The 25,133-nt window shown below is 64.3% G+C and carries 18 protein-coding genes and 1 pseudogene; 8 read left to right on the top strand and 11 right to left on the bottom strand.

Annotated features, from left to right (window positions below; genetic code table 11):
• Window position 1 precedes the first annotated feature (1 nt).
• From ACOOHF_RS17435 to mads4, 4 genes are all read left to right on the top strand, one after another.
• Window positions 2-490 carry a DUF6884 domain-containing protein gene (locus tag ACOOHF_RS17435; protein ID WP_420462687.1) on the top strand — a complete coding sequence of 163 codons (489 nt, stop codon included), beginning with the start codon at window positions 2-4 and terminating at the stop codon, window positions 488-490.
• 60 nt (window positions 491-550) lie between these two features.
• Window positions 551-760, top strand: a complete 210-nt coding sequence (locus tag ACOOHF_RS17430; RefSeq protein WP_420462686.1) for a hypothetical protein — start codon at window positions 551-553, stop codon at window positions 758-760.
• Window positions 761-875: 115 nt separating this feature from the next.
• Window positions 876-2,144: a methylation-associated defense system AAA family ATPase MAD3 gene (gene mads3 / locus ACOOHF_RS17425; protein WP_420462685.1), complete on the top strand. Its 1,269-nt coding sequence runs from the start codon at window positions 876-878 to the stop codon at window positions 2,142-2,144.
• Window positions 2,141-2,773 carry a methylation-associated defense system protein MAD4 gene (gene mads4 / locus ACOOHF_RS17420; RefSeq protein WP_420462684.1) on the top strand — a complete coding sequence of 211 codons (633 nt, stop codon included), beginning with the start codon at window positions 2,141-2,143 and terminating at the stop codon, window positions 2,771-2,773. The genes mads3 and mads4 overlap by 4 nt, the downstream gene beginning before the upstream one ends.
• Here the strand turns inward: mads4 and ACOOHF_RS17415 are convergent.
• On the bottom strand, window positions 2,770-3,153 hold the full coding sequence (locus tag ACOOHF_RS17415; RefSeq protein ID WP_420462683.1) for a hypothetical protein: 384 nt from the start codon (window positions 3,151-3,153) through the stop codon (window positions 2,770-2,772). The genes mads4 and ACOOHF_RS17415 overlap by 4 nt on opposite strands.
• Window positions 3,154-3,189: 36 nt before the next feature.
• Here ACOOHF_RS17415 and ACOOHF_RS17410 point away from each other — a divergent pair.
• The 3 genes and pseudogenes from ACOOHF_RS17410 to ACOOHF_RS17400 form a co-directional block, all read left to right on the top strand.
• Window positions 3,190-4,215, top strand: a pseudogene (locus tag ACOOHF_RS17410) (type I restriction enzyme subunit R domain-containing protein); the annotation flags it as partial.
• Window positions 4,216-4,303: 88 nt separating this feature from the next.
• The gene (locus ACOOHF_RS17405) at window positions 4,304-4,861 is read left to right on the top strand and encodes a helix-turn-helix domain-containing protein (RefSeq protein ID WP_420462682.1); all 558 of its coding nucleotides are present in this window, start codon (window positions 4,304-4,306) and stop codon (window positions 4,859-4,861) included.
• Window positions 4,767-5,435: an ATP-binding protein gene (locus tag ACOOHF_RS17400; protein WP_420462681.1), complete on the top strand. Its 669-nt coding sequence runs from the start codon at window positions 4,767-4,769 to the stop codon at window positions 5,433-5,435. The genes ACOOHF_RS17405 and ACOOHF_RS17400 overlap by 95 nt, the downstream gene beginning before the upstream one ends.
• A 32-nt stretch (window positions 5,436-5,467) precedes the next feature.
• Here ACOOHF_RS17400 and ACOOHF_RS17395 read toward each other — a convergent pair whose 3' ends face one another.
• The 7 genes from ACOOHF_RS17395 to ACOOHF_RS17365 all read right to left on the bottom strand — a co-directional run bounded on the left by ACOOHF_RS17395 (window position 5,468) and on the right by ACOOHF_RS17365 (window position 15,059).
• Entirely contained in the window at window positions 5,468-5,665 is a 198-nt protein-coding gene (locus ACOOHF_RS17395; RefSeq protein ID WP_420462680.1) for a hypothetical protein, read from the bottom strand.
• 179 nt (window positions 5,666-5,844) lie between these two features.
• The gene (locus ACOOHF_RS17390; RefSeq protein WP_420462679.1) at window positions 5,845-6,333 is read right to left on the bottom strand and encodes a hypothetical protein; all 489 of its coding nucleotides are present in this window, start codon (window positions 6,331-6,333) and stop codon (window positions 5,845-5,847) included.
• Window positions 6,334-6,431: 98 nt separating this feature from the next.
• Window positions 6,432-7,046, bottom strand: coding sequence for a GIY-YIG nuclease family protein (locus ACOOHF_RS17385; protein ID WP_420462678.1), 615 nt, complete (start codon window positions 7,044-7,046; stop codon window positions 6,432-6,434).
• A 254-nt stretch (window positions 7,047-7,300) separates the two neighbouring features.
• Entirely contained in the window at window positions 7,301-8,470 is a 1,170-nt protein-coding gene (locus tag ACOOHF_RS17380) for a hypothetical protein (protein ID WP_420462677.1), read from the bottom strand.
• A gap of 190 nt (window positions 8,471-8,660) precedes the next feature.
• Window positions 8,661-11,915, bottom strand: coding sequence for a helicase-related protein (locus ACOOHF_RS17375; RefSeq protein WP_420462676.1), 3,255 nt, complete (start codon window positions 11,913-11,915; stop codon window positions 8,661-8,663).
• Entirely contained in the window at window positions 11,912-13,822 is a 1,911-nt protein-coding gene (locus ACOOHF_RS17370; protein ID WP_420462675.1) for a phospholipase D family protein, read from the bottom strand. Before ACOOHF_RS17370 ends, ACOOHF_RS17375 begins: the two co-directional genes overlap by 4 nt.
• Window positions 13,806-15,059 (bottom strand): DUF6361 family protein, encoded by a 1,254-nt coding sequence (locus ACOOHF_RS17365; protein WP_420462674.1) that lies wholly within the window; start codon window positions 15,057-15,059, stop codon window positions 13,806-13,808. The genes ACOOHF_RS17370 and ACOOHF_RS17365 overlap by 17 nt, the downstream gene beginning before the upstream one ends.
• Window positions 15,060-15,458: 399 nt before the next feature.
• On the opposite strand from ACOOHF_RS17365, the gene ACOOHF_RS17360 reads away from it, so the two are divergent.
• Window positions 15,459-19,877 (top strand): DEAD/DEAH box helicase family protein, encoded by a 4,419-nt coding sequence (locus ACOOHF_RS17360; RefSeq protein ID WP_420462673.1) that lies wholly within the window; start codon window positions 15,459-15,461, stop codon window positions 19,875-19,877.
• A 10-nt stretch (window positions 19,878-19,887) separates the two neighbouring features.
• On the opposite strand, the gene ACOOHF_RS17355 is transcribed toward ACOOHF_RS17360, so the two are convergent.
• The 3 genes from ACOOHF_RS17355 to ACOOHF_RS17345 all read right to left on the bottom strand — a co-directional run bounded on the left by ACOOHF_RS17355 (window position 19,888) and on the right by ACOOHF_RS17345 (window position 25,036).
• Entirely contained in the window at window positions 19,888-22,035 is a 2,148-nt protein-coding gene (locus tag ACOOHF_RS17355; RefSeq protein ID WP_420462672.1) for a UvrD-helicase domain-containing protein, read from the bottom strand.
• Window positions 22,036-22,325: 290 nt separating this feature from the next.
• Window positions 22,326-24,557 carry a molybdopterin cofactor-binding domain-containing protein gene (locus ACOOHF_RS17350; RefSeq protein WP_420462671.1) on the bottom strand — a complete coding sequence of 744 codons (2,232 nt, stop codon included), beginning with the start codon at window positions 24,555-24,557 and terminating at the stop codon, window positions 22,326-22,328.
• Window positions 24,554-25,036 (bottom strand): (2Fe-2S)-binding protein, encoded by a 483-nt coding sequence (locus ACOOHF_RS17345; protein ID WP_420462670.1) that lies wholly within the window; start codon window positions 25,034-25,036, stop codon window positions 24,554-24,556. The genes ACOOHF_RS17350 and ACOOHF_RS17345 overlap by 4 nt, the downstream gene beginning before the upstream one ends.
• Window positions 25,037-25,133: the final 97 nt, after the last annotated feature.

The raw sequence follows: 25,133 nt of genomic DNA, 5'->3' as shown, positions 1-25,133 counted from the left end.
CATGAACGGGTCTGAAGAACCGGAGTCTTCCGCGGTGTCGCGGCAGCGGCCCGACCTCGTGCTGGTTGGGTGCGTGAAGACCAAGCATGAGGCGACGAGCGCGGCGAAGGATCTGTACAGCTCACCCCTCTGGCGCTGCCGGAGGGCTTACGCCGAGAGCTTGGGCTGTCCGTGGTACATACTCAGCGCAAAGCACGGACTGCTGGACCCTGACGAACGCATCGGTTACTACAACCTCGCGTTGAACGATCTTCGAGCTGAGCCCCGGCGAGCTTGGTCGACTCGCGTACTCGATGAATTGAAGAGTCGGGTCCCCTCGCTGCGAAACAAGCTGATCGAGATCCACGCCGGTGCGACCTACGTTACGTATGGTCTTGAACAGGGATTGCGCGATGCCGACGCCACCGTTCATCGACCCCTGGCACACATCGCGGGAGTCGGTCGCCAGCAAGCTTGGTATCGCGAGCGGCTGAGAAGGGGTTGCGCTTGAGCAGGAAAGGTGGACGCCGCGCTTCATCCGGCCACTCTCGGGACCAGCCAAGTCGCGCGCATGATCGCGGAAGACTTCTTCGGGGACAGGCTTGAGTTGGCTTCGCGCGGCATGTCTCGCGAGCACCAGGAATTGATCCAGCGGACGAATCCGCCGGCAAACGACCGGATGTCGGAGGGTCGAACTTGGCTCGCCATGCCCGAAGTCGAGGTCGCGCATTGCCATAGGGGGCACCGGAGCTACATGTATCCCCAGGGGATCGCGTCGTGACCGGGCTTGTGAAGACGGTGAAGGGCGAGATCCGGCGTTACAGATTCGGCGGCCGGGGTAACCCCGGTACGCGGGGGGATGGGCCACGCGCCCGCGATGTCCGGGGAGAGAAGCCATGATCCGGAGGATCCAAGCCTTAAACTACCGATGCCTGCGGTACGTTGACGTGTCGCTTGATCGCTTCCACGTGCTCATCGGTCCCAACGCCAGCGGGAAGAGTACGCTCTTTGATGCGTTCACGTTCCTTGGGGATCTGGTTCGCGACGGGCTGGAGTCGGCGGTCGGAGAAAGAACATCGAACTTCCAGGATCTGGTGTGGGGGCGTCCGTCAGGGGACATGGGGTTCGAATTGGCGATCGAGCTGGATGTCCCCGAGAATCTCCGTGAAAGACTTCCGGCGGAGAAGGATTTCCGCAACTTCCGCTATGAGATCGCCATCCGGGGGGACGAGAAGGGCGTTCGCATCACGTCCGAGCGCGCCCTGTTGATGCCTCCACGGAGGGACCTGCCACCGGCGCAAAAAAAGTTGTTCCCCGATCCTCTTGCGCCGCCGCCCAGCATATTGTTGGGCAGAGGGAGGCGTGGCACGAGGTCGGTGGCGAGCAAGTCGCCGCGTGGCACCGACAGCTACTATGTCGAAACGGCCCCAGAGGCGGGGAAGGGGTGGGTCACGACGATCGCCTTCGGTCCGTACCGCTCCACTTTGGGCAACCTGCCGGAATCGCCCGAGAAGTTCCCCGTGGCCACGTACGTGAAGCGTAAGCTTGAAGCTGGAATCAAGCCCGTTTTTTTGGACACGGTCGCCATGCGGCGCGCCAGCCCCCCCGAGTTCGGTACGAACGGGTTCGCTGTCGATGGGTCCAACCTGCCGTGGGTCATCAAGCGTCTCCGCGAACGCCACCCGGCCGACTATGAGGAATGGTTGGGCCACGTGCGAACCATTCTGGCCGACTTGGAGGACGTCTCCGTAATCGTGCGAGCCGAGGACCGTCATGCGTATCTCATGCTCCGGTACGATACGAGAATGGAAGTCCCGTCATGGACAGCATCCGACGGTACCTTGCGACTGCTGGCCTTGACCCTTCTCGCCTACATGCCTGGCAACGGCGAAATATACCTCCTCGAAGAACCAGAAAACGGAATCCATCCCCTTGCCTTGGAGGGAATCCGCGATTCGCTGTCGTCAGCTTACGAGGCACAGGTGCTCGTCACTACTCACTCTCCATCGCTCCTCGCGCTGGTGGAACCACCCGAGATTCTCTGCTTCGACAAGAACGCTGACGGGGCGAGCGATGTCGTCGCCGGCAGCGAACACCCGCTCCTCCGAGATTGGCAAGGCTCGATCGACAAGACCGTCCTGTTCGCCAAAGGGGTGATAGGGTGACCGTCGAGTCGGGCACCGGCGGGCTGGTCGCGTTAGCTGCGGATCGAGACATTGAGGAGGCTCTCGCGAAGTTGTTCGCCCGGCCCGAAGCTTTGGGGGTAGCGCCGTTTAGGCATGAGATCCGGCGGCATCCGCGCCGCGATCCCGGGTGCCGGATTGAAGCCGCCGATTTCCTCAGACCCTTCCGCAATCGATTCAGTCATGCCCTCGTGGTTTTTGACCGCGTCGGCTGCGGAGGAGTCGGGCCGCGGGAGGACATTGAGGCGTTTGTCGAGCGCGAACTCCATCAGAGTGGTTGGGAGGACCGGGGAAGGGTGGTCGTCATCGATCCGGAAGTTGAGACGTGGGTTTGGTCCAATTCACCCGCCGTCCTCTCCGCGTTGCGTTGGACGCAGGGGCATCAAGCGCTCCGCTCTTGGCTAGCCGCCGAGCAACTCTGGAACCCCGGGTCGGCCAAGCCGCACGATCCGAAGGCCGCCATGCTCAGATGCTTGCAAAAAACGCGGCGGAGGCGCTCGGCCCGAATCTTCGGTGAGATCGCCGCCGGCACATCACTCGAGGGATGCCGCGACCCCGCGTTTGCCAAGGTTAGGACCGTGCTACGGGAGTGGTATCCGGCGCGTCGCTAATCGCAGGCGCGAGCGTCACGTGGTCCGGGCGTGACGTCACCCGGAGGCCCGTCTCCCCGACCGGGTGTCCCGGATTTCCCCTGACTGCTTGGGGACAAATCGATTCTCAGCAGCGGCTCGATCTGGCGCAACACCTCGGGGCTGCAGCGCTCCATGAGAAAGGTCATCAGATCGTCCTGCCGCGGCTGCCCGAACACCATCCGATAGACGGCGAGGGACCGCTTGAGCGCTTCGAGTTGGGACGCGTCGCGGCTAAGCGGAAGCGCCGGCACGTGCCGCTCGATGTAAGCGCCGTCCTCGAGCGGAAAGAGCCAGTACGGCACGAGCCCGCCCCCGTTCGATGACTGCTCGAGGGCGGCTTCGAACAGGGCGTGCCACACATCCTTCGAGTCGCCGCCGAGAACCTCCACCCCGACATCTGCGCGGACAAGTTCCAGACCGGCTACGACGAACCCCTCCTCCACACCATGTACGTCGACAAGACCCTCTCCGGGATCAAGGCCGTGCAGACGCTGTCACGGCTCAACCGGGCGCACCCGAAGAAGCACGATGTGTTCGTGCTCGACTTCCTGAACGACACGGAGACGATCACCGAGGCCTTCTCGACCTACTACCGCACCACGGTCCTGGCCGACGAGACCGACCCCAACAAGCTCCACGACCTGCGGGCCGACCTGGACGGCGCCCAGGTGTACTCGCCCGACCAGCTCCGGGAGTTCGTGAAGCGGTACCTGGACGGCGTGGAGCGCGAGCGGCTCGACCCCATCCTGGACCGCTGCGTCGCCGTATACGTGAACGAGCTGGGCGAGGACGAGCAGGTCGCGTTCAAGAGCAAGGCCAAGGGCTTCGCCCGCACCTACGCCTTCCTCTCCTCGATCCTCACCTACAACAACCAGGAGTGGGAGGAGCGCTCGATCTTCCTGAACTTCCTGATCCCGAAGCTGCCGTCGCCCGTGGAGGAGGACCTGTCGAAGGGCATCCTCGAGACGATCGACATGGACAGCTACCGGGTCGAGAAGCGCGCCATGCAGAAGATCATGCTGGAGGACGACGACGCCGAGATCGAGCCGGTGCCGGGCGTCGGGGGCGCGGGCAAGGGCGAGGCCGAGATCGACCGCCTGTCGGCGATCATCGATCAGTTCAACGACCTGTTCGGCGGCATCGACTGGCAGCACGCCGACCGGGTCAGCCAGATGATCACCGAGACGATCCCGGCCAAGGTGGCGCAGGACACCGCCTTCAAGAACGCCCGGGAGAACTCGGACCGCGAGAACGCCCGGATCGAGCACGACAGAGCGCTCGCGCGCGTGATGACGAGCATCATGAAGGACGACACGGAGCTGTTCAAACAGTTCGTCGACAACACCGACTTCAAACGCTGGCTGGGCGACACCGTGTTCCGGCTGGCCTACGAAGGAGTGCACACTCCTCAAGTGCGATGAAAGCCTTTGTGGAGATCTTTATCATGTCGGGGGAACTTCTCTCCGCGGCTGAGGACCGCACCGAAGCGGACGGCGGCGAGGAGACTCAATGAGCGAAGGACAGCGCCTCGAATGGAAGACCGCGTGGCGGGACGACCACCTCAAGTCCGTATGCGCCTTCGCCAACGCGGATGGCGGCACGCTGGAGATCGGCCGCGACGACGAGGGCACGGTCGTGGGAGTCGGTGCCCGCGAACGCAGACGGTTGCTGGAGGAACTGCCGAACAAGCTCCGTGACCTGCTCGGCGTCGTTGCCGCGATGGCCGGGTTTCGCAAGCGGGCAAGGAAGGAGGGGAGGCTTTCGGGGAACGCGCTCGACGACGACGATGCCGGTCTCATTGAGAAGCTGCGTCTCACGGACGGCGACTACCTGACGAAGGCGTCCGTTCTCCTGTTCCATCGCGATCCGGAGCGGTTCGTGGCGGGCGCGCATGTGAAGGTCGGCTATTTCCGAAACGAATGGGACGTGCGCCATCGGCTACGACGGGATCCACAGGGTGGAAAGCTATCCGATGCCCGAGTCGGCGCTTCGGGAGGCGCTGCTGAATGCGGTGGTGCACCGGGACTACGCGATCCCCGCGCCGATCCAGATTCGAGTACACGATGACCGCCTCCGCATCTACAATCCGGGCTCTCTACCTGAGGGTTGGACGCTCGAGAAGCTGCTGGGCCCGCACCCGTCCCGGCCCTACAACCCGGACATCGCGAACGCCTTCTTCTGGACCGGCGAAATCGAGTCGTGGGGACGCGGGATCGACCGCGTTCTTCGTGCTTGCAGAAGGGCCGGGACACCGGAACCGGAGATCCACCTGGAGCCTGGAGGCCTTTGGTTCGAGTTTGGGTTTTCGGATGACTACCTGGAGAGCGTCGGCGTGGCGGGAAAGCGCAGCGAGGGTTCGGACGCGACCGCCGAGGGATCAGGCGGAGACCGGGTCGGCACCAAGTCGGCACCAAGTCGGCACCAAGTGGCGATTCTACGGAAGTCGTTGTCGGCGCGGCCCATCACGGAACTCATGGCGGTGGTGGGGAGAAAGGACCGCACCAAGTTCAGGAACCAGATTCTCAGACCGATGATGGAAGCTGGGTGGATTGAGATGACCATCCCTGACACGCCTACGAGCAGGAAGCAGCGGTATCGGACCACTGCGGCCGGGAGGGCGGCGCTGGCGGCGGTGGAATGAAGACTGAAGCAGGAGAGAAGGCGTTTGACCGCTCAACACCCCGGTTCCGGCGGTGGTTCGGCCCATTGGAAGAGACCGCAGCCGAACATCCCCGGAATCCCGAACGGAAGCGGGCCCAGTTCGCGCGCGTAGCACTCGCCGAGATCCATCATCGTCACGCCGTCGACGGTGTCGAAGCCCGCCCCCGCCATGCGCGCGCTCATGGCGGCCAGGCTGAAGTCGGAGACCATCGGCTCGCCTCGCTTCGCACGTGCGTCCCGATGGCGCCGCGCCTCTCCCGCTGCTCCGGCAACGAAGACGCGGCGTCCAGCAGATGGTCGAGGACGACTTCGGAGCTGGCCGCGGCACCTCCCGCGATGGAACGCGCAGTTTCCGCCAGAACGTCCGGCTCCAGGTCCATATCCATCGGTCAACTGCTGAGGTAGGCGATCACATCGGATTGCGGGTCAACGGCATGTTCACGCAAGGGTGTAATGATGCGAGCCCTGAGCGGCTCCGTCGGCGCGTCGAGTTCTTGGAACCAGCATTTCACTTGCCCGGCGGGAGCCATGATCGTCGTGTCTTGTCCAACGGGGATCTCCGTCGGAAGGTTCGTGAGATCGGATGGAAGCTGAAAAAACGATCTCTTCTCCGTTTTTCGCTTGCCGACCGTCCATCCAATGCCAGACACCCTCACCGGCATACGGCCAGTATTCCTGACAACGAACACTATTTGCTTCTCGAGAGGCTCGTCACCTAGCACCGGCGTGCCTAGGTGAACCACAGCGTCAACGCGAGGCCGACCGGACTGCCAGGCAAGCCAGAGCGACACGACCACGGCGCCAACGGTCCCGAGTGCTGAGACCCACGTACCAGCGACATTCCAGATTCCTAAGGTGTCTGTCATGATCATGATCACGGTGAAATCTCCTGGAGGTTCGGGGGTCGTTGGGTCACGGCTGTTGGACGTAGATTGGCGGAAAGGGCTTGTGAGCTGGAAACGCCCCGACTAATCATCTAATATGGGTAGGTAGCGTTATAGATCTCGCTGAGCAACTTGCCCTCCACCGTCCTCCAGCAGGGCATGGGAGCCACAGCGTAATCGGAGCCCCGTGCGCGCTTCGTTGCTTCGGTCATGGAGAGGATGTCACCGTTCATCCGAACACGCCGCTCATCGACCACTTCAACGATCTTCGTCTGGTCGTTGTAGAACCGCAGTTCCGTGCCCGGCTCAAGACCCATGTCGCTGAAGTTGAAATTGGGCCTTCGCCGATCGGCACGCTCACGAGCTGACCTATCGGTCGCGGTGAGCCCGCTGTCGCTATCGTCCACAGCTTGAACTTCGTCGGTCACGTCTTCCCCGAGCAGCTGCATGATTGCCACAACCTGTTCCTGATCAATCTCGAAGAACTCCCGGCCGGGGTTCAGCCGGTGCGGTTCGAACGTTCGATGAAGTGCTTGTTCTACGGCTGCTGCGGGCTGCTCCGGCCTAATGGCGATCACGCATGTGAAGGGCACCGGTACTCCCGTGGTGTAGAGCTGTGATAAGCGCACATCTGTGTCCTGCTCCGTCTTCCCGATCTTGATGAGACCCGGCATTGCTGGGTTGCGCGCAGCGTAGATGATGGACAATGGAAGTCGGTTTCTCCACGTTCGGATGGGCAGCGGGGGCAACCTATGGTGACGCACTGATCGCCGCCACGGCGAGTCTTGCCCAAAGCGACTTCTCGATGAACACGGATCCGTCGTTGCGCAGGCATCGCTCCCGCCATCGGGCAGCCGCGCGGAGCACGGGATAGTCAGGCGAAGGTCGTGGCAATCGCTGGGCCTGTCTTTCTGTAGCTGGAGGATCTTTCCGAGGGTGCGCGGCTGCACGGTCGGGTTCATCAGATGGGATCGCCCGGCGATGCCTGCTCCAACCGAACGCCTTCCGTGTGGTACGCGCGCAATGCGCGCTCGCCATCGGGTTCGCGGTAGAAGACGATGGACTGTCGCCGCGATTCATCCGTGGCAGCCTCGGACGCCTCGATCCAGCGCTCAATGTGCATCAGGACCGCGTCAAAATCGCTGCGAATGAGCCGGGTCTTTTCCACGCGCTCCGCCAGTTGGCCTCCGAGTAGACGACGCACGCCGCGCGGGAGGCGCCGATCACCGGGGAGGCGGAGGTCACCCAGGAGTCGGGGCAACCCCGACTTGGCCGCCTCTCTCTTGAGCTTCCTGTGGTAAGCTCCGACGCGGTCGTCATCGAGCACCTGCCGAAAGCCCCCTCCGTACCGTTCGATCTTCTCCCGCAGCCGCGATTGGCGGAACTCCCCGACGTCCGGATCGCTCTGGAGCGCCAGGTACAGCTGCAGCACGTCGATCTGGATGTCGTAGAGACTGGCCAGGAAGAACCGATTGAGGTCCGCCACCGCGGACGTCGCGTCTTCCTCCGAATGAACGTCTCCAGTCGCCAGCAATCCGTACTTGGAGCGCAGCAGGCTCACGTCGTGCTCGACCCTGGCCAGCCTGTCCGGCACGTCGCTGGCGAATCGCCGGCAGCGCTCGAATTCGGATCGGATTTCGTCGATCCGCTCCGCCGCGGTCTCGAACCGGGCGTAGTCTTCGGCGTCCAGGAGGCGGCGTACGCGCTCCACCACTTCGGCGAGCTGTCCGAGCGTCCTCTGCGCCCGGTCGAGGCGAGCGCAGATCATCAAGGACGAGACGGTCGTGAAGAGCATCACCGGCGCCACAACCGGCATAAGGGCGCTGCTCGCGGCAACGAACGGCGCTTGTCCCACGATCCCGGCAGGGCCCATGACGGCTGAACCGACCCCCGTCCCGATGGTCATCAGGCTCGCCGGGTTGGCTGTCGCCAGGAACACATTGCCGGCGAGCAGCGACGACGCGGCCGTGCTTCCGGCACCGAGCGTCGGGAGCAGCCAGCCGCTCTCGATTACTCCGCCGGACTCGAACGGACGATCCTCGGACCACGACGCTCGCAACGCCTCACTGGCATCCCGGCCGAGGTCGACTAACGCAATCGAGCGACCTTCGTGCGTCAGAACCTGTCCCACGGGATTGCGTGGTATGTCCTCTTGGGATCCGACAATCTCCACGTTCGCTGTCCTGCCTGTTCGAGACCTCCGCAAATTGCGGCTCGGCTCAACGTCGCGCGGTGGCGGGAGCCTCGGCAAGCGAAGAACCCAGCGCCATGGGGCGCCTTCCTTGAGCCGCAGCTAGGCCGGGCAGGTTTGAGACACCGTCTCAGAGGTTCGGTCGGCGTCCACGAGTTGGAGATAGATCGATCCGCAGAGACGGTTCAATCTCCCGCAGTGTCTCGGGGCTGCAGCGCTCCATGAGAAAGGTCATCAGATCGTCCTGCCGCGGCTGCCCGAACACCATCCGATAGACGGCGAGGGACCGCTTGAGCGCTTCGAGTTGGGACGCGTCGCGGCTCAGCGGAAGCGCCGGCACGTGCCGCTCGATGTACGCGCCGTCCTCGAGCGGGAAGAGCCAGTACGGCACGAGCCCACCCCCATCCGCTGACTGCTTCCGGGCGGCTTCGAACAGGGCGTGCCACACGTCCTTCGAGTCGCCGGGGAGGACCTCCGCCCCGTACTGGTGCGCGACGTTCTTGCGAACGGCGTGGCCCTTGTAGCGGTCCACCCGGCCTTCGCGCTGCTCGAGGTCGACGGGGTTCGACGGCAGGTTCCAGTGCATGACCGAGTGGCAGTAGGCGTGGAAGTCCAGCCCCTCCTGGCCAACCGACGTGGACGCGAGGACGAAGGGCCAGAAGGGGGAGTTGAACGCCTGTCGCACCTGTCCCTCGCGCGCCCCTGCCTTGCCGTCGTCGCGCTCCTGGGCCCCAAAGCGCATGGCAAAGTGGTTGCGCAGCCGGCGGTGCTCGATGCGCACGGTATCGTCGGCGGATCGGAGCTCATCCACGCGCGGCGCACCTGTACGAAGCGACAGCGCGCCCGCCACCGCCAAGGCCAGCCTCTCCCAGGCCTCCTCGTCTTCGGCTGCGAACAGACCCTCGAGATCCCGTAGCGTGTGGACGTACTCGTCCAGCACGGCCTGCAGGTTGCCCGCCGCGCAGTAGTCGACGACCTGGCGCCAATAGGGCGTCTCATCCCCGGGCCGCTCGCCTCGGATGAGCGCCGTCGCCTCCGGGACGTTGAACAGCGTCCGGAAGCTCCACGCAATGCGGGCGGCCGCGTCGCGGGCGGGGGCGGTCGCCCAGGTATCCGAGCCCGAGGCACGCGTGAGGGCCCTGAGCGCGCTCGTCGCGGGACCGGCTACGGCTCTCGTGGCAAGAGCCTCCGCGAGATCCCTGGGGGGTCGCCCGAGGTCCAACGATCCGCGAACGGCTGCGTCGACCCCTGCGTCAACGAGCTTCTTCGCTTCCTTGACGTGGTCCACCCACCGGGAGCCCTCGTCTTCATCCTCCTGCGCTCCGTTCCAGACCCTCGGAAGGTCCCGGCGACTGAACCATTCCTTGGTCGACTCGCCGTACCTTTCGAGATCGAGGAGGATCGGGGCCGCCCAGTACCAACTCTCGTCTTCGCGCTCGGCGTCGAGATACGGCTCCGTGAGTCTGTCCAGCAGCGGTTCGAGTCGCGCTCGGGCGCGGCCAACCGCGTCAGCCAGAGTCGCCTCGCCCTCCGGTATCGGAACGGGATCGCCTAACTCCACCAGGCTCGGACTCGGGTAGAGGATTCCGAGCACGGGCATGCCCGTAAGCCGCTCGTTCGAGTACGCGAAGCGAAGCAGGGGACGGCGTTTCCTGCGCTCCTCCGGCGTGTTGCGGACCGAATCGTCGAACCGCCGAAAGATCCGGCGCTCCACGTCGTAGCTCACCATGCTCGCTACGGCCTTGGGAACGACCGCCCAGGTCGAGAAGATCAGGCGCTTGGAGAGTTGCTGCTCGCGCGCCGCCTTCCAGGGACCCGACTCCGCGTAGTAGGGAAGTGAAGGGGGCAGCCAGAGGAGCTTCCACGCCTCGCCGCGCTCCATCCACTCGAGGAGGCTGCGCAGACGGGCGTTGGCCGGGTCTAGCCTCTCGTAGGCCTCGACATCTTCCCACGAAAGGAACGCCCGCCCGCTGTCGGTCAGGAGCTTCGCGAGCCCGTTCTCCGACGACGTGTCCAGCCTCGCGACGACCTCGGTCTTCAGCTTGTAGTCGTCCATGAAGCTCAGCAGGTACGGAGCCGATTTCCAGTACTCGAGGACCTGCGGCTGTCTCACTTCTCGGCCGATCTTCTCGAGCGACAGGAAGTCCCCCACGTCTTCCGCGGTGAGTTGCAGTCCCGCGCTCGGTACCTGGCGCATCATCCCCTGGGCGTCCGTGGAGGCCCGCAGTCGCTCAGTACGCGACATGACCCGCCGGAGTTGGGCCTCGATCTCTCCCTTGATCCGCTCCAGCGACTCCGTCCCGGACTCGATCCCGTACATCGCCTGCCGGTAGTCATCCAGCAGCCGCCGGAGCGTGCCCCTCTCCTTGAGTCTGAGGTCGAGGAACTCGACGGTCCGCAGGAAGTCACGGTAGTGATCGTCCTCGGCCCTCTCGTGGTGCAGCGTGTACATCTTGTACGGCGTCGCCGAGAGCAGGAGGAGACGAACCTCCGAGTTTTCCTCGGGATTGGCATACGTGAACAGCCGTCTCGCCAGCTGCGCAGTCGCATCCTCTCCGTCCAGGAGGTCCTTGAAGCGCTGGAATTCGTCGAGGATCACGAGGTCGGGCTCCAGCGCCGTAACGCAGACCTCGGCCAGCAGCGAACGCAGCCAGCCGATGAATTTGGCCTGCCTCCAGCGATCGTCCCCCGGGATCCGCTTCCTGGACCGCCGGAATCGCTTGCAGAGGTCCAGATAACGCTCCCGAAGCCCCTCGCCCTCCTCGTGGACGCGGAGCTTGAACGCCTCCGCGAGGTCCACGTCGAGATGCTGCCAGCGCTTGAACTCCTTGAGCTCCCAGCGGAAGTGTTTCGTGTTCCTCACGTACCCCTGGAACAGGTTCATGGGCGTTGCGCGTAGATCCGGCCAGACGCGCTGCAGGAGGTGATAGAGGAGGACCCGCTCGTCCCGGCGTCCCATGCTGCTCCTCAGGTCGAACGAGGTTCCGGGCGTGAGCGCGAGGTAGTTCACCCGGTTCCCGCGCAGGCCCCGGATCTCTCGCGGCAGCAACGTCAACCGGTCGGCTCGGACGAACCGGCTGTCCCCGATCTGAAGGCGGCGAACATTCTGTCGGGCGATCTGGGCGTTGGAACAGATGTAGACGACGTCGATCTGTTCGACCCTGTGAGGCCCGTCCCACAGGTGATCGAGTGCCTTCGCGATCACGCCGCGGGCCACCAGCGTCTTCCCGAGACCCACCTCATCGGCGACCAGGAAGCGGCGGGTCGAGTCGGGGGCCTTGTAGAGCCGCTCGAAGGCATACTCCACGGTGTCGCGCTGGAAGCCCTTGAGGCCTTTGAGGACGGCGTTGGTGTCCGGGCGCTCGCCCGCTTCCCGTCGGCTCATGATTCGACAGCCTTTCGAGCCTGCCACACCGGTTCCCAAATCTCGTTCAGGCCGTCCGGCAGGAGATCCCTCCCCTCCGGTGTCTTCGCGAGGTCGGCGATCAGCCGGGCGGCCTCGTCAATGCGGTCGGGGCTGCGACTCAGGCTCCGCAGGAGCGCCTCCAGCAGGGCCGCCTCGCGCCATCCCCCGAAGGGCCCCCGGGACGCTGCGTCCTTATCGCCCGCCGCCTCCACGAATGCCGACACATCGGCGCCCTCGTCCATCAGGATCAGGAGGAGAAGCCTGAGTACGCGACGCCGATCTTTCAACAACGATCGAAGCAGGCGTTCCTTCCGGTCTTGGGGCGCCCCGACCAACTCGGCCGTGACCGCGAACCGCTGCCGCACCGCGTGCGATCCTTCCCGCAGGGAAATCTCGAAGGCGAAGAATCCGGTCAACGCCTCGAAAGACATCCCTCTGAAGGTGGCGATCCCGTCGGCCGGACCGCCCGACTCACCTTGGGCCGTGGCGGGGCCCATGATCGGCTGGGCAGCCTCCGGGGAGAGCGTGGCCGGCCATACCGTGACTGCGGCGCTACCTGGGATCTCCGGGATTTCTCCCGACAACGTGACATCCCAGCGCTGCTCCGCGTCCACCTCGCGGACCGTCGCCGTCAGGCGAGCGGCCCCAAGGATGCGAGCCAATCGCTCGACCCTCCTCTCGAGGTCCTTCTTGGGGTCCTTCTCGGGTCCCAGGTCGCTGGGAGGCGTGTACTCCTGGAGGAGCGATCGAAGGGTTTCGAGCCGCGGATGGTCTTCGGAGCCGAGCAGCGAGGCAATGCCGCAGTCCTTCTTCCGCCCGACGAGTTCGACCAGCACCTCCACGTTGAGCCCGAAGGCCGCGGCCGTCGCGTTCGCCGAACCGGTGAACAGCCGCGCCTCCCGACCGTTCTCGAACAGGAACAGCTTGGCGTGGAGGCCCGCGAGTTCGACCTGGTCGTCAACGGGCGGTGATCCATTCGGCTCCTGCTCCGCCTCCTCTTCCTGTGCCTCGCGAGAGTCGAGGTCGGCTCCCGGCGAAAGCACGTAACACGTCTTCGGGAGAGCCTCGCGCCCCGAACTGCGGATGACTTCCTCGAACGCCTCTGGCCTGGAGATCAGCACGTCGAGCCCATGCTCCCGCACCAGCTTCTGAACGACGGAGCCGACGAGATACGGCGATATCACGAGGCTCCGTGAGGCAGCGGGCAACGGCCACCCGCGCCTGCGCGATAGCCCGAAGGGGTGGATGCGGAAGTCGGAGAAGGGCCGGGGCGGCCGGAAGTCCACCCTTCGGACCTCGTAAGCCATCCGCTCGAGATCCTCGCGCAACTCGGCTCGAATCGGACGGGTGGTGAGCCCCGGAAGGGCCAGAAGCAGATCCGCCAGCGGCTTGTTCCTCGAGTAGCCGCGTTGCCGGTCCATCAGCCGTCCCTCGAGAGAGAGGCAGGTATCCCAGGACCGGGCGAAGGTCAGGTTGCGGGAGAGGCACAGCACGCGGTAGATCGCCGGCGCCCCGTCCGCCTCGAAGGCGAGCACCCACAGCTTGGGGTGGAAGATCCCTTCCGCGCGGGGCGGTTGCACCTCGATGACCGAGCCTTCCAGATAGGCCAGCAGCGTCTGCTCCGGCTTCGGCACCGCGATCGCACCGGCCTGGCAGAAAAGCGTGACGTTCTCGGCGTGCCGGCGCAGCGCTTCGAGCAGCGCCACCGGATCAGTCACCGGCGCGCCGTCCTCGTCGTGAGCGTCGAAGAAGGTGAAAGCGAGAGGGGCCGTCAGCAGTGCGATCAGGTCCAGCGTGTAGCTGGTCCCCACGGCGCGACGCAGGCGGTAGCCGGGCGGCGGGCGCAGGCTCTCCAGAAGGAGCGTCCTCTCACGCGTTCCCAGCATCGCCCTCGCTCCGCGCCAGCCCGTCAAAGATGTCCTTGAGGAGCAGTCTGGTTCCGGACTGCGGGTTCCCGCCCCACCGATAGCTCATCCGCCCGGTGCCGGATCGTCCTCCCCACAGCTCGAGGTGCCGCGGGCTCGTCAGCCGCGCGCGACCGCGCTTGAGTTGGGTTTCGCGCTCCCGGACGAGATTTCGGGCCGCGGAGTCCTGGGGGACGACAGCTTCAGGCCCACCGCGCTTCAGGTCGTCGATCCAGCGCGTCACGAAGGCCTGCGTCGGATAGCCGACCGAGCGGCCCTGCGCCCGCACGACGCTCCACACCCCGTCCAGTCGCCAATCCGCCAGCTCCGATCCGAGGGCCTCCACGTCGGCGGTCCAGTCCCCCAGTTCGCTCCGGTAGGTTTCCACGCGCTGCTCATGCTCCTGCTTCTCGGAGAGCATGAGGTTGTAGAGCAGGGCCGCTCCCTGCATACAGACGGCGAATAACTCGGCGTCTTGAAGCTGCTCCCGTAGCACCGGCGATATCTCGCTGAGGCGGGAGAGTTGCCACGGTCGATCGGCGTCGAGGTCCTCCGGATTGGCGCGGCCTGCGAGCACGGCCAACAGGCTCTCGGGGTGCCGAGCCTGGATCCTCTCTCGGAGGTACTCGGCGTCCTGAGGCCGCAGTGCAACCGAGACGTTCTCGTACGGGAAGCCCGACGGAGGGGCGGGGAGGTGAGGGTGCCAGTTCGCCGGCGGCGCGCTTCTCCCCTCCGGATCTCGAGGCGTACCCCGGAACTGGGCTCCGCGCCGGTAGAATCCGTCAAGCGATCGGAAGTAGGCCCACTTGTGGCCCGAGAACGTGCGGATCCCCCAGCTTCGAAGCCCGCCCCAATAGACCTCGCTCGGAAGCCGCTTTAGAGCGTTCCCCGCCTGGGACCCGAAGACCCCCCGCGCGTCGCCTCCCGCCAGCATCCGGCTGTTGAGGTTGAGTTCAGCCCGCCGAGCCCTCGCAGCGGCCTTGCTCGATGAGATCCGCAAACGCTCGAGGCGTAGCAACGTCCATGGCACGAGCAGGAAGTAGCACGCCCGAGTCTGGATCGTGCTGGTGCCGGGGAAGAAAAGATCCGAAAAGCTGTTGCGAACCCCCGCCAGCCCGAGTTCGTCGACCGTCCCGGTCTCCCGGAACAGATCGATGACGTCCAACGCGCGACGCCGGTCGCGCTCCGAGTAGTCCAGCCAAGTTAGTGTAGACGCCATGATCGTTCGGTTTGTCGCTCCCTCCGTGCCGCGTCGGCGTATACAGTAGCCTCCCCCTGGACTCAGGTGTGGATCCGGACGCCAGAAGAGTATCTCCGGCGTACCTCACCGTCAGCAGGTGCGAAGATCGAGACGTCAGGAGGCGGCCTTGGGGCATATGCGAGAACACGGACACGTCTGTGGGCGAAGACCGACGAACCTGATCGCGTCGGATCGGGGTCAGGCAGCCCCAGGGTTTCCGTTGGGGCCCGTTGCTCATAGCCTTAGCCTAGGTGCCGCCAGTGGTATCGGTACGCGCTTTGCTCGCTCGCTTCTCCTCGCGACAGCTGCTTCGCCTCAATTCGTCCCCGCGAGGAAGGCAGGCGGGAACTTCTGACAAAGACATGGACTTCCCTCAACATGACTCCTGAGACTAGTTCCTGGATCGGGCTTGACGGTGAATTGGCTCGTTACATCGCTGCCGATTCCAAGAAGACGCTGGAAGCTTATCGCAGCCAGCCAAAGCTGGTGCAGGAGCACGCGAACCAGGAAAAGGACACGGCACGGGGTGGGTACGCGCATCGTCAGCTGTTCGAGCTGGTCCAGAATGGCGCTGATGCCTTGGCGAGTGCGGCCGGTGGTGGACGAATCGTGATCCAACTCACGGAATCGCACCTCTACTGCGCGGACGATGGTCGGCCAATAGACCAGGACGGTGTTACCGCGTTGAAGTTCTCGCACATGTCGCCGAAACGCGGCACGGCCGAAATTGGGAGGTTCGGACTTGGTTTCAAGTCCGTGTTGGGTGTGAGCAGTGCTCCCGAGTTCTTCAGTCGCCTCGGCTCGTTTCGATTCGATCCGGAACTTGCTCGCCGGCGAATATCAGAAGTTGCTCCCGTAGCGACAAGCTTTCCGACCCTCCGCCTCCCGGAACCCCTCGATCCGCACGTCGCCTGCCGAAACGACCAAGTGCTGAATCAGCTGATGAAGTGGGCGAACAACATCGTTCGACTTCCACTGAAGCCTGACGTGCGCCAAGACTTGGTGTTACAGATGGAAGGCTTCCCGGGCGAATTCCTGCTGTTCGTCGAGCATGTGCGATCCCTATGGCTATTCGATTGGGAGAGGCCAAAGTCGCGCCGTTTCGCAACCGAGCGACGGGGCGACGAATATGCGCTGCTGCAAGGCGATAGTGCCAGCGAGTGGAAGGTGTTCGATCGCGAGCACACACTTTCGTACCGGGCGCGCGAGGACAGCAGGTCGCTCGACAACGCCCGGAGCTGCTTGATCCGCTGGGCGGTCCCCCTGACCAAGTCGCCTGACACCGGATACTTCTGGGCGTTCTTTCCGACGCGAACGGCGAGTCTGGTCTCAGGCATTCTCAATGCACCTTGGAAGACGAACGAAGACCGGCAGAATCTGCTTCCGGGGCCGTACAATGAAGAATTGATTGAGGCTGCCGCGGGGTTGATCGCAGACAGCCTGCCTCACCTGTCTTCCGAGGACGACTCCGCGAGGCACTTGGACGCGCTGCCGCGCAAGGAGGCCCCTGGGGATTCTGAACAGAGCAAGCTACTCCGCAAGCTACTATTCGCCACGCTATCGGACCGAGATGTCGTTCCTAACCAAGACGGTGTTCTCCGAAAACTGCGGGAGATCCGATACCCACCGCGGGAACTGACCAGCGGCGGGCGAGATTGGGACAGGACGCCCTTCGAGCAGTGGGCACAGCACAGAGGGCGTCCGTGCGACTGGCTGCACACGCAAGCTATCACGTCGCAGCGACTGGCGAAGATAGATCGCCTGTTTGAGACTCAGGCGCAATCAAGGTGGCGACCCCGGATGGCTCCACGGGCCACGATAGCAGATTGGCTTGAAGCCCTCGTCAAGGGTCGACAAGGGAGTGATCTAGCACGGGCCTCAATGGCTGCCGTGCGTACTGCCGCTCTCATCCCCCGCTCCATGCGACCACAGCGACCCGAGGCCTATGGACGCATCGTGCTGGGTCAGGACGGCAAGATGCACCTTCCGGATCCGGAGGAGATCTTTCTTCCTTCCGTAGGCACTGAGGAAATGGGCCCGCGGGCACGTGAGGTACACGAGGCTCTTGCCTCGGATATTGACACCCGCGCGGCTTTGGAGAACTTAGGAATCGTAGGGGCATCTGCAATAAGCGAGTTTGATGGGTGCGCGACGTTCGCGTTGGAATCGGACCCCGCCGGGAAGGAGTACCTGTGGCCACGATTCTGGGAATTGTCACGAAGGGTTTCGCTCGCTGACGCAGTGGGAGCCATAAACCACCGGCGCCGGGAGCACGCTCCATACGTGCTCACGTTGGCAGAGACGTGGGCCCCAGTCCATTCGGTCTTATTGCCGGGAGTTATCGTCGGTACGAGTGACGATACCGATGCAGGTGTCACTGTGGACACCGAATATCACGCGCCGGATCTGACTTTGCTGGAAAGTCTCGGAGTCCGAGCGGAACCGCAGGCGGACCAAGACGTCTCTGCTGATCCGTGGTTTCGAGAGTACAACGTGGATCGACGCATTAGGTTTCGGGACCGGAAGATTCCGAACGTGAGAACCAAGCCCCAAGAGAATCGTGTCCATTTCGACTGCACGTCCGGGATCGGCCCGTTGAACGTACTTCGTCGCCTGTCGCCCTCGGGAGCGGCTCGCTTCACGAATGCGTTGCTGTCGCTGGATTCCACTTATGAATCGTGGACCATGCGTCACGAGACCCAGACAAAATACCCGCCACTGAGGTTCGCATCTCCCGCCGTGGCGATATTACGTCGGTACGGCTGGGTCGAGACCGCCGGAGGACCGGTTCTGCTGAAAGAGGCTCTAGGTTCCCGCCCTTGGAGCAAGGCGGCTCTTCACGTTCTACTGGCGCACCCCGAGGCCGACAAGATCAAGACGGTGTTCAGCCTCACGGAGCCCCCGCCCGTCGTCTCAGGGCCGTCAGATCCGGTTCCATTACTGGATGCCTGGCCCGGGCTCAAGGAGTGCTTGCGTGAGGATCAGGCGGAGTTGGTGCTTCGACGGTGCGATCACATCGCCGTTGCGGGGCAGGAGCGCAAATGCGTGCTCCACTCCGGCGCGGTATACCTGACCGCCGAAGTGGAAGACGAGGCCGAACAACTACGGTTCGTGGCCGAGCGCCTCGCGCTACGGATCGATCCGGGCCAACTGGAGTCGATCCTGGAGCGCCGATCCGCTGACGACATCGAGGAGCGGCGAGCCGCGGTCAGGATGGCGAAGACGGATGCGCAGCGTCTGTTGAAGGCCGTTGGGGAGACCAACTTGCGCGTCGGCCTAGGCGAATCGGCGCTCGCTATCTTGGAACGGGAGAAGGGTCGGCTCGACGAGATTGTAGTCGCCGAGGCGGTCATCGCGACACACCACACCGACGCGCTGCGGCAATTCAGATGGGCCTTGGACGATCTGGACCCGCCACGGCAGTGGGCCGGTTCTGCGGCCGCAGTCCGGTTCGTTCAGTCACTGGGGTTCTCGATCGAATGGGCCGGGCAACGAGACCGGCGGCGTGAGTCTTGTGTGCGGGTTCCAGGACCGTTTCGGCTTCCACCCCTTCACGGCTACCAAGAGACCATCGTCTCCAACGTCCGATCTCTTCTTCACGGCGCGGCTGATGGCGCCAAGCGACGCGGCATGATTAGCCTCCCCACGGGATCCGGGAAGACGCGGGTCGCGGTTCAGGCGCTGGTCGAACAGATGCGAGACGGCGAACTGGACAGCGGAATCCTCTGGGTCGCGGATCGGGATGAGCTCTGTGAGCAAGCGGTTGAGTCATGGATGCAGGTGTGGTCGAGGATAGGAGCCCCTAAAGCCCTTCACATATCGCGGTTCTGGGGTGGTCAGCGGACCCCCGAGCGGATTCCGGGCCCACACGTCGTGGTCGCGACGATCCAAACTCTTCGTGCGAGGTTCAGCCGCCAGCAGCCCGCTGATGATGTTCTGCGTGACATCGGAATCATCGTGTTCGACGAAGCGCACCGCTCGATTGCTCCTACGTTCACGTCGGTGATGCAGGAACTCGGTCTAACCCGCTGGCAGCGGTCGCACGAACCGTTCCTGATTGGCCTCACTGCAACTCCGTACCGAGGCTACAACGCGGACGAGACCGAGTGGCTCGCCAGACGATACGCAAGCAACAGACTCGATCACGGTGCCTTCGCGCGCGGCGACCCCGAATATATCGTGAAGGAACTCCAGGACGGTCAGGTTCTGGCCGAGGTCGATCACGAGACCATCGAGGGCGGCGACTTCAGCCTGAGCTCCGATGAGATAAGCGCCATGAGAGCGGCGCCTTGGCTTCCACGGAGTGCCGAGGATCGCCTGGCCCGAGATGCCGATCGGACCACACGGATCCTCGACGGCTACAGGCGGTACATCCTCCCGGAGTGGCCGACCCTCATCTTCGCGACTTCGGTGGAGCACGCGGGAATGTTGTCCGCCCTCCTAAGCACAGGGGGCATTCGCGCGCGGGCGGTTAGCGGACAGACCGAAGTCTCCACGCGACGGCGCGTGGTGGAAGAATTCCGCAATGGCGACATCCAGGCACTCGTGAACTACGCCGTGTTTCGGGAGGGATTCGACGCGCCGAAGACACGCGCTATCGTGGTCGCACGGCCCGTCTACAGCCCAAACCTCTATTTTCAGATGATCGGTCGCGGTATGCGGGGGCCGAAGAACGGCGGTAACGATCGCTGTCTCGTCCTCAACGTTCGGGACAACATCCGCAATTTCGACCGCGCACTGGCTTTTTCCGAGCTGGATTGGCTGTGGGCGCGAGACCACGCCGTTGCGGCCTCGTGAAGCAGGATTCTCAGGTCTCCAATCCCATCTCCTCAACGTATCGTGACAGCATACGTTCTTCGCCCCGGAAGGGATTCGTGACCTGCAGCACGATCTCGTTCTTGGCCCTCGTGAACGCCACGTAGAAGATCCGGCGCTCGGCCTCCAACTGCTGCCAAGTTTGCTCCGGTCTCACGATCGGCCAGATGCCCTCGACCACATCAAGCAGTACGACCGTGTTGAACTGCTTTCCCTTGGCGCGCTGTGCTGTCATCAAGTGCACGGGTCGACTCCAGATCTCTGCTATTGTCCCCTCCTCCTGGTCCTGGAAGGGTGGTACGTAAACCAGCTTCTCCTTCGCCCGTTCGATAGCCTCTACGAAGGCATCGTAGTCATCACCTTGGCTCTCCGCATACTCTGCCAAGAACGCAAATGGAGGATCCAGAAAGAAGATATCGTCCTCTGCCTTTCCGAAATCACTCTGGAGTCCGGAGAAATGCTCTCCGAGCGCCAGTAGCGTCTCAGAAACCGTCTCCGCACGCACGAACGACGAGAGAGAGTCAGCCATGGCATGATTCACTACACCGTTCGCGTTTTTTCCCTTCAGAGGTCCTTCGTAGGCCCTCAAGGCTTCGATCGTGGCTCCGAGTGAAGTCGGGCGTGCCACTCTGAAGTGTTGTCTCAGCGCATTCTGATCCTTCTTGCTGAGCGGATAACGCATAACAAAGCGGCACAACGCAAGCGCATCCTCAGTTGCTTGACCGGCTCCCACATTGAAGCCGGACCTCGTCTTGATTCGAAGCAGGTCCAGCAACCGATCGAACGTGTCACTGAGGAAGATCTGCAGATCCTCGGCGGCGCAAAACGGCACGTCCTCGGCGGCAAAAAAGACCTGATAGGGTATGAGCTGGCTCCTCTTACGCCCGATGATTGCCACCTGGTTGCGCCCCGTTTCTCGAGAAACGGCATGGCGAACGATGGCGTACACATGACGCAGCGCATCAACCAGATCTTCTGTTTCGAGGATTTCGATCTTTGCCGGTGCAACCCCGGAAGATCTTGTCGGCTTGGCGACGCGACGGGTGTTGTGCTCGATCAGTTGTTGAGCGTGACGAACTACATTCTCTGGAGATCGGTAGTTGACACCCAGAGTGTGCGTTTCGAAAGGCCGACCGAGGAACGATTCCGGCTGCAAGATGTACTCGGGTGAGGCGCCACGCCATTCGAATATTGCCTGATCATCATCGCCAGCTATAGTAATAGTCGCCCGATTCCGAATCGCTATCGCCTTCACGAGATGAAGGTCGAGAGGATTGACGTCCTGAAACTCATCGATCAGGATATGCGAATAGGCTGCGGCGCCGGAAAGATAAGAACCTTCCTCGGCCTTAGAGCGCTCGTGAAGATAGGCGAAGTACTTCTGATCTTCGAAGGTGAACGTTGCGCTCTCGATCAGGTGATCGGTGGCGTCACGCCAGAACTGAAAGAAGACGCGATATAGCTCGGTCTTGCTGGTTCGGGGCGTCTCGTCACCACCCTTCTTGTATTTGGTGGAGAGGATTCCGAGCAAAGCCAGTTCGTGTAGCTGATCCTGCAGACGCCAAGCAAGGTGCTGTTCGTGGAGGCTGTCGATATGACGAGAGAAGTCGTCGAGGTTCAGGTGGCGGCAATGGTCGAAGCCGAGAGACTTGAAAGCGTCGATTACGTCCATTAGACGGCGCGGAACGCGATTGCGGCCAGCTTCGATCGCGGTCTTGATCGCGGAGTGTCTCTTCCAGACGGGCTGAAGCTGATTCAGGACCGCAAAATGGTGACCGGTCTTGTCTGTGAGGAGTTTTGGACTGAAGGTGGCGTTACGGATACGGCGATAGCCCCAGGCGTTCAGGGTCGCAATATCTAGGAGACCGGCGGGGTGCTGTACGTGAGCTTGACGAAGAGCGTGGAACTGCGGGTCCTCGTACAAGCGCGCACGTAGCTCTTCCGTGGCGGCCCGCGTAAACGTGACGAAGAGAAAGCGAGGAGGTGCCGCGGATGGGGAGAGAGTTTCGGCAAGGTGCTTGCAGCGAGCGAGAAGGCATAGGGTCTTTCCGCACCCGGCAGGTGCCAAGAGACGGATATTGGCTGTCGAGGCGGCCGAGGCGAAGGCGCGCTGGTCGGGGTCGAGAGCGATGGTTGACAAAGGTTTCGGGCTCCTGTTGTTGATGCAGCCATGAAGCGGAAGGGAGTCGGCGTTGTGAGCGCGCCGAGCGGACTCCAACTCACGCGAACCGTTGGCACGCTACAGCCAGCGGGGAACCCTCAGCAAGGCAATGGTAGACGCTCCCGTGCAAGACGAGCGAAGTCTCAGGGGTGATTGCCTGACGCCGCAACCCCTGGGGGGCGCGTTGCTCGTCCTCGCGTCGCCTCAATCTCATCCTCGCCGACTTGCAGGCCGGGGAACAACACCTCCGAGCCGGTGCTACCGGCCGTTCACCCCTTCAGCGCCTCCAGCACCCGCTCCGGGGAAAACGGCATGTGCCGAATCGGCCGTCCCGTCAGGGCCGCGAAGGCGTTCGCGACGGCGCCGGCCGCCAGCGGCGTGCCCGATTCGCCGAGGCCCATCGGGGGTTCGCGGGAAGAGATGAAGCGTACGTCGATTTCGGGCATGTCGGACATGCGCAGGATCGAGTAGTCGTGGTAGTTGGACTGCTCGACCCGGCCGTCCCGGACGGTGACCCGCTCGAACAGCGCGCTGCTGAGTCCGGTGACGATGCCGCCCTCGAGCTGGGCGCGGGCGTTGTCCGGCTGCACGATGATGCCGCCGTCGACGGCGCACCAGAAACGGTGTACGCGGATTCGGCCGCTGGTCTCGTCCAGCGAGATCTCGGCCACGCCGGCCGCGAGCGATCCGCTTCGTTCCGCGAAGGCGATCCCCCGCGCGCGTCCACTCGGCGGACTCTCGCCCCAGCCGGCCATGTCGGCGACCTCGTCGAGTACGGCCACGGCGCGCGGCGCGTCCCGCAGGAGCGTGCGCCGGAACTGGTAGGGGTCGACGGACTCGCCGCGGGCGATGTCGTCGATGAAGGCCTCGATAGCGAACTTGTTGGGGCCGTGCCCGACGGACCGCCAGTGCTTCGTGCGCACGCCGTGCCGGGCCGCGCGGCTCTCGATGTGCTGGTTCGGGATGTCGTAGTACGGAATCCGGATCCCCGATGACAGCAGGCCGCCGCCGTCGCCCACCACGCAGTGCGTCCACGCGGTGAGGTCGCCATCGGCATCCACGCCGCCGGTCATGCGCTGGAGGCTCTGCGGACGGAACGCCCCGTACTGCACGTCGTCCTCGCGCGTCCAGATCAGCTTGACCGGGCGCCGGACGGCGCTGGACAGGTGCACGGCCTCGACGACGTAGTCCGACATCGAGCGCCGCCCGAACCCGCCGCCCAGGTAGCAGGGGTGGAAGGTCACCCGCTCCACGGGCACGCCGAGGGTGCTCGCGACCGCGGCCCGGGCCCCGTCCGCCGCCTGCGTCCCGGCCCACACCTCCGCGCCGTCACCGGCTTCGTTGACCGCGGCGACCGCGTTCAGCGGCTCCATCTGGGCGTGGTAGGCGTAGTCGTTGTAGAAGTCGGCTTCGTAGCGGCGGGCCGCGCCCTCCAGGGCCGCGGCCGCGTCTCCGCTCTCGGAGATCGTGCGTCCCGGGGCCCCGTTCGGGCCGGCGATCTCCGCGTAGCTCTCCAGTGCCGGCACGCTGTCGAACCCTTCGGCGGCCGCGCCTCCGGCCCACTCGATGTTCATCATGTCGCGCGCGCCGAACACCGCTTCGACGGTCTCGCCGATCACCCCGACGCCGTAGTCCAGCGTCACGGTGCCGACGACGCCCGGCTGCGCCCGGACCTCGGCTTCGTTGAACGACGCCGGACGCGCCTCGTGGACGGGGGCGCGGACGATCATCCCGTACAGCATCCCCGGCACCCGCACGTCCATCCCGTAGCGCGCGCTGCCATCGGTCTTGGCGGGGATGTCGTGCCGCGGCACCGAGTGGCCGATGAGCCGGAAGTCGTCGGGAGACTTGAGTTCCGCTTCGCCGACCTCGGGCAGTTCGGACGGCACCCGGGCGAAGGCCGCGACCTCGCCGTACGAGATGCGGCGGCCGCTGGAGGCGTGCACCACCACGCCGGGCTCCGTCGTCAGTTCACCGGCGGGCACGCTCCACTCGCGGGCCACGTTGTCCAGCAGTACGCGCCGTATCTGCGCGCCGGCCAGCCGCAGGTTCGTGAAGTACCCGCGCACCGTCATGCTTCCGACCGTCATCATCGTCCCGCCGGACCCGCGCCCGCCCCAGCTGCGTCCGTAGACGGTGGGTTCGACCGGCGAATGCTCGATGCGGACGCGGTCCCAGTCCGCGTCCATCTCTTCGGCGAGAATCACGGGCAGGGCCGTCATGGAGCCCTGACCCATCTCCGCCGCCGGGTTGTAGATGAGGACCTGGCCGTCCGTCGCGATCCTGACCCAGGCCCCGAAGGCGTGTTCCGCCGCGGGCCGTCCGTCCGCCCCGGGCAAGCCGTCCGCCGCGAGCGTGCCCTCCGCCCCGTGGGCGTCCGCCGGGCGCCCGAGCGTGACGCCGGCCGGACCGAACACCAGCACGAAGGAGAGGCCCCCGCCCGTCTGCTTGAGGAACGTCCGTCTGGACTGGGTCGGCGAGACGTCGGTGCGCGCCTTCATCCGGACCTCCCAGCGTCCGCGGCGGCGGTTTCACCCGCAGCGCGCTGGATGGCGCGGATGATCCGTCCGTAGGTGCCGCAGCGACAGAGGATGTCGTCCATGTGGCTCACGATCTCCTCGCGCGTCGGCGACGGGTTCTCGGCCAGCAGGGTCGCGGCCTGCATGATCTGGCCGGACTGGCAGTAGCCGCACTGCGGCACCTGTTCCTCCACCCAGGCCTGCTGCAGCGCGTGGGACCGGTCCGGAGAGAGCCCTTCAATGGTGGTCACGTCCCTGCCCGCGACCCGCGACAGCTGGAGGCGGCACGAACGCATGGCCCGGCCGTCCACATGAACCGTGCACGCCCCGCAGGCCCCGCGCCCGCAGCCGAACTTGGTCCCCATCATTTCGAGGCGTTCCCGCAGGACCCACAGCAGCATCGCATCCTCGGGCGCGTCGCTGGAGACGGCCTCCCCGTTGAGCTTGAAGGTCGTTGGCATGGGCCGCTCCGGGTTGTTCATGGGAGGTCGGTTGAACTGCCTCAAACGTACGCCGAATGGCGTGTCCCGACCACGGCGACGGATGGCGAAGGGCCCG

This window comes from Candidatus Palauibacter sp., assembly GCF_965216145.1.
In the GTDB taxonomy this organism is placed as follows: domain Bacteria; phylum Gemmatimonadota; class Gemmatimonadetes; order Palauibacterales; family Palauibacteraceae; genus Palauibacter.
This window is presented reverse-complemented; position numbering and strand designations above follow the sequence as displayed.

Coding starts and splice junctions, on each gene's coding strand:
- ACOOHF_RS17370 (WP_420462675.1), bottom strand. CDS start 13,822: ATGCTGGGAACGCGTGAGAGGACGCTCCTTCTGGAGAGCCTGCGCCCG.
- ACOOHF_RS17395 (WP_420462680.1), bottom strand. CDS start 5,665: ATGGTCTCCGACTTCAGCCTGGCCGCCATGAGCGCGCGCATGGCGGGG.
- ACOOHF_RS17350 (WP_420462671.1), bottom strand. CDS start 24,557: ATGAAGGCGCGCACCGACGTCTCGCCGACCCAGTCCAGACGGACGTTC.
- ACOOHF_RS17435 (WP_420462687.1), top strand. CDS start 2: ATGAACGGGTCTGAAGAACCGGAGTCTTCCGCGGTGTCGCGGCAGCGG.
- ACOOHF_RS17360 (WP_420462673.1), top strand. CDS start 15,459: ATGACTCCTGAGACTAGTTCCTGGATCGGGCTTGACGGTGAATTGGCT.
- ACOOHF_RS17430 (WP_420462686.1), top strand. CDS start 551: ATGATCGCGGAAGACTTCTTCGGGGACAGGCTTGAGTTGGCTTCGCGC.
- ACOOHF_RS17345 (WP_420462670.1), bottom strand. CDS start 25,036: ATGCCAACGACCTTCAAGCTCAACGGGGAGGCCGTCTCCAGCGACGCG.
- mads3 (WP_420462685.1), top strand. CDS start 876: ATGATCCGGAGGATCCAAGCCTTAAACTACCGATGCCTGCGGTACGTT.
- ACOOHF_RS17375 (WP_420462676.1), bottom strand. CDS start 11,915: ATGAGCCGACGGGAAGCGGGCGAGCGCCCGGACACCAACGCCGTCCTC.
- ACOOHF_RS17405 (WP_420462682.1), top strand. CDS start 4,304: ATGAGCGAAGGACAGCGCCTCGAATGGAAGACCGCGTGGCGGGACGAC.
- ACOOHF_RS17400 (WP_420462681.1), top strand. CDS start 4,767: ATGCCCGAGTCGGCGCTTCGGGAGGCGCTGCTGAATGCGGTGGTGCAC.
- ACOOHF_RS17365 (WP_420462674.1), bottom strand. CDS start 15,059: ATGGCGTCTACACTAACTTGGCTGGACTACTCGGAGCGCGACCGGCGT.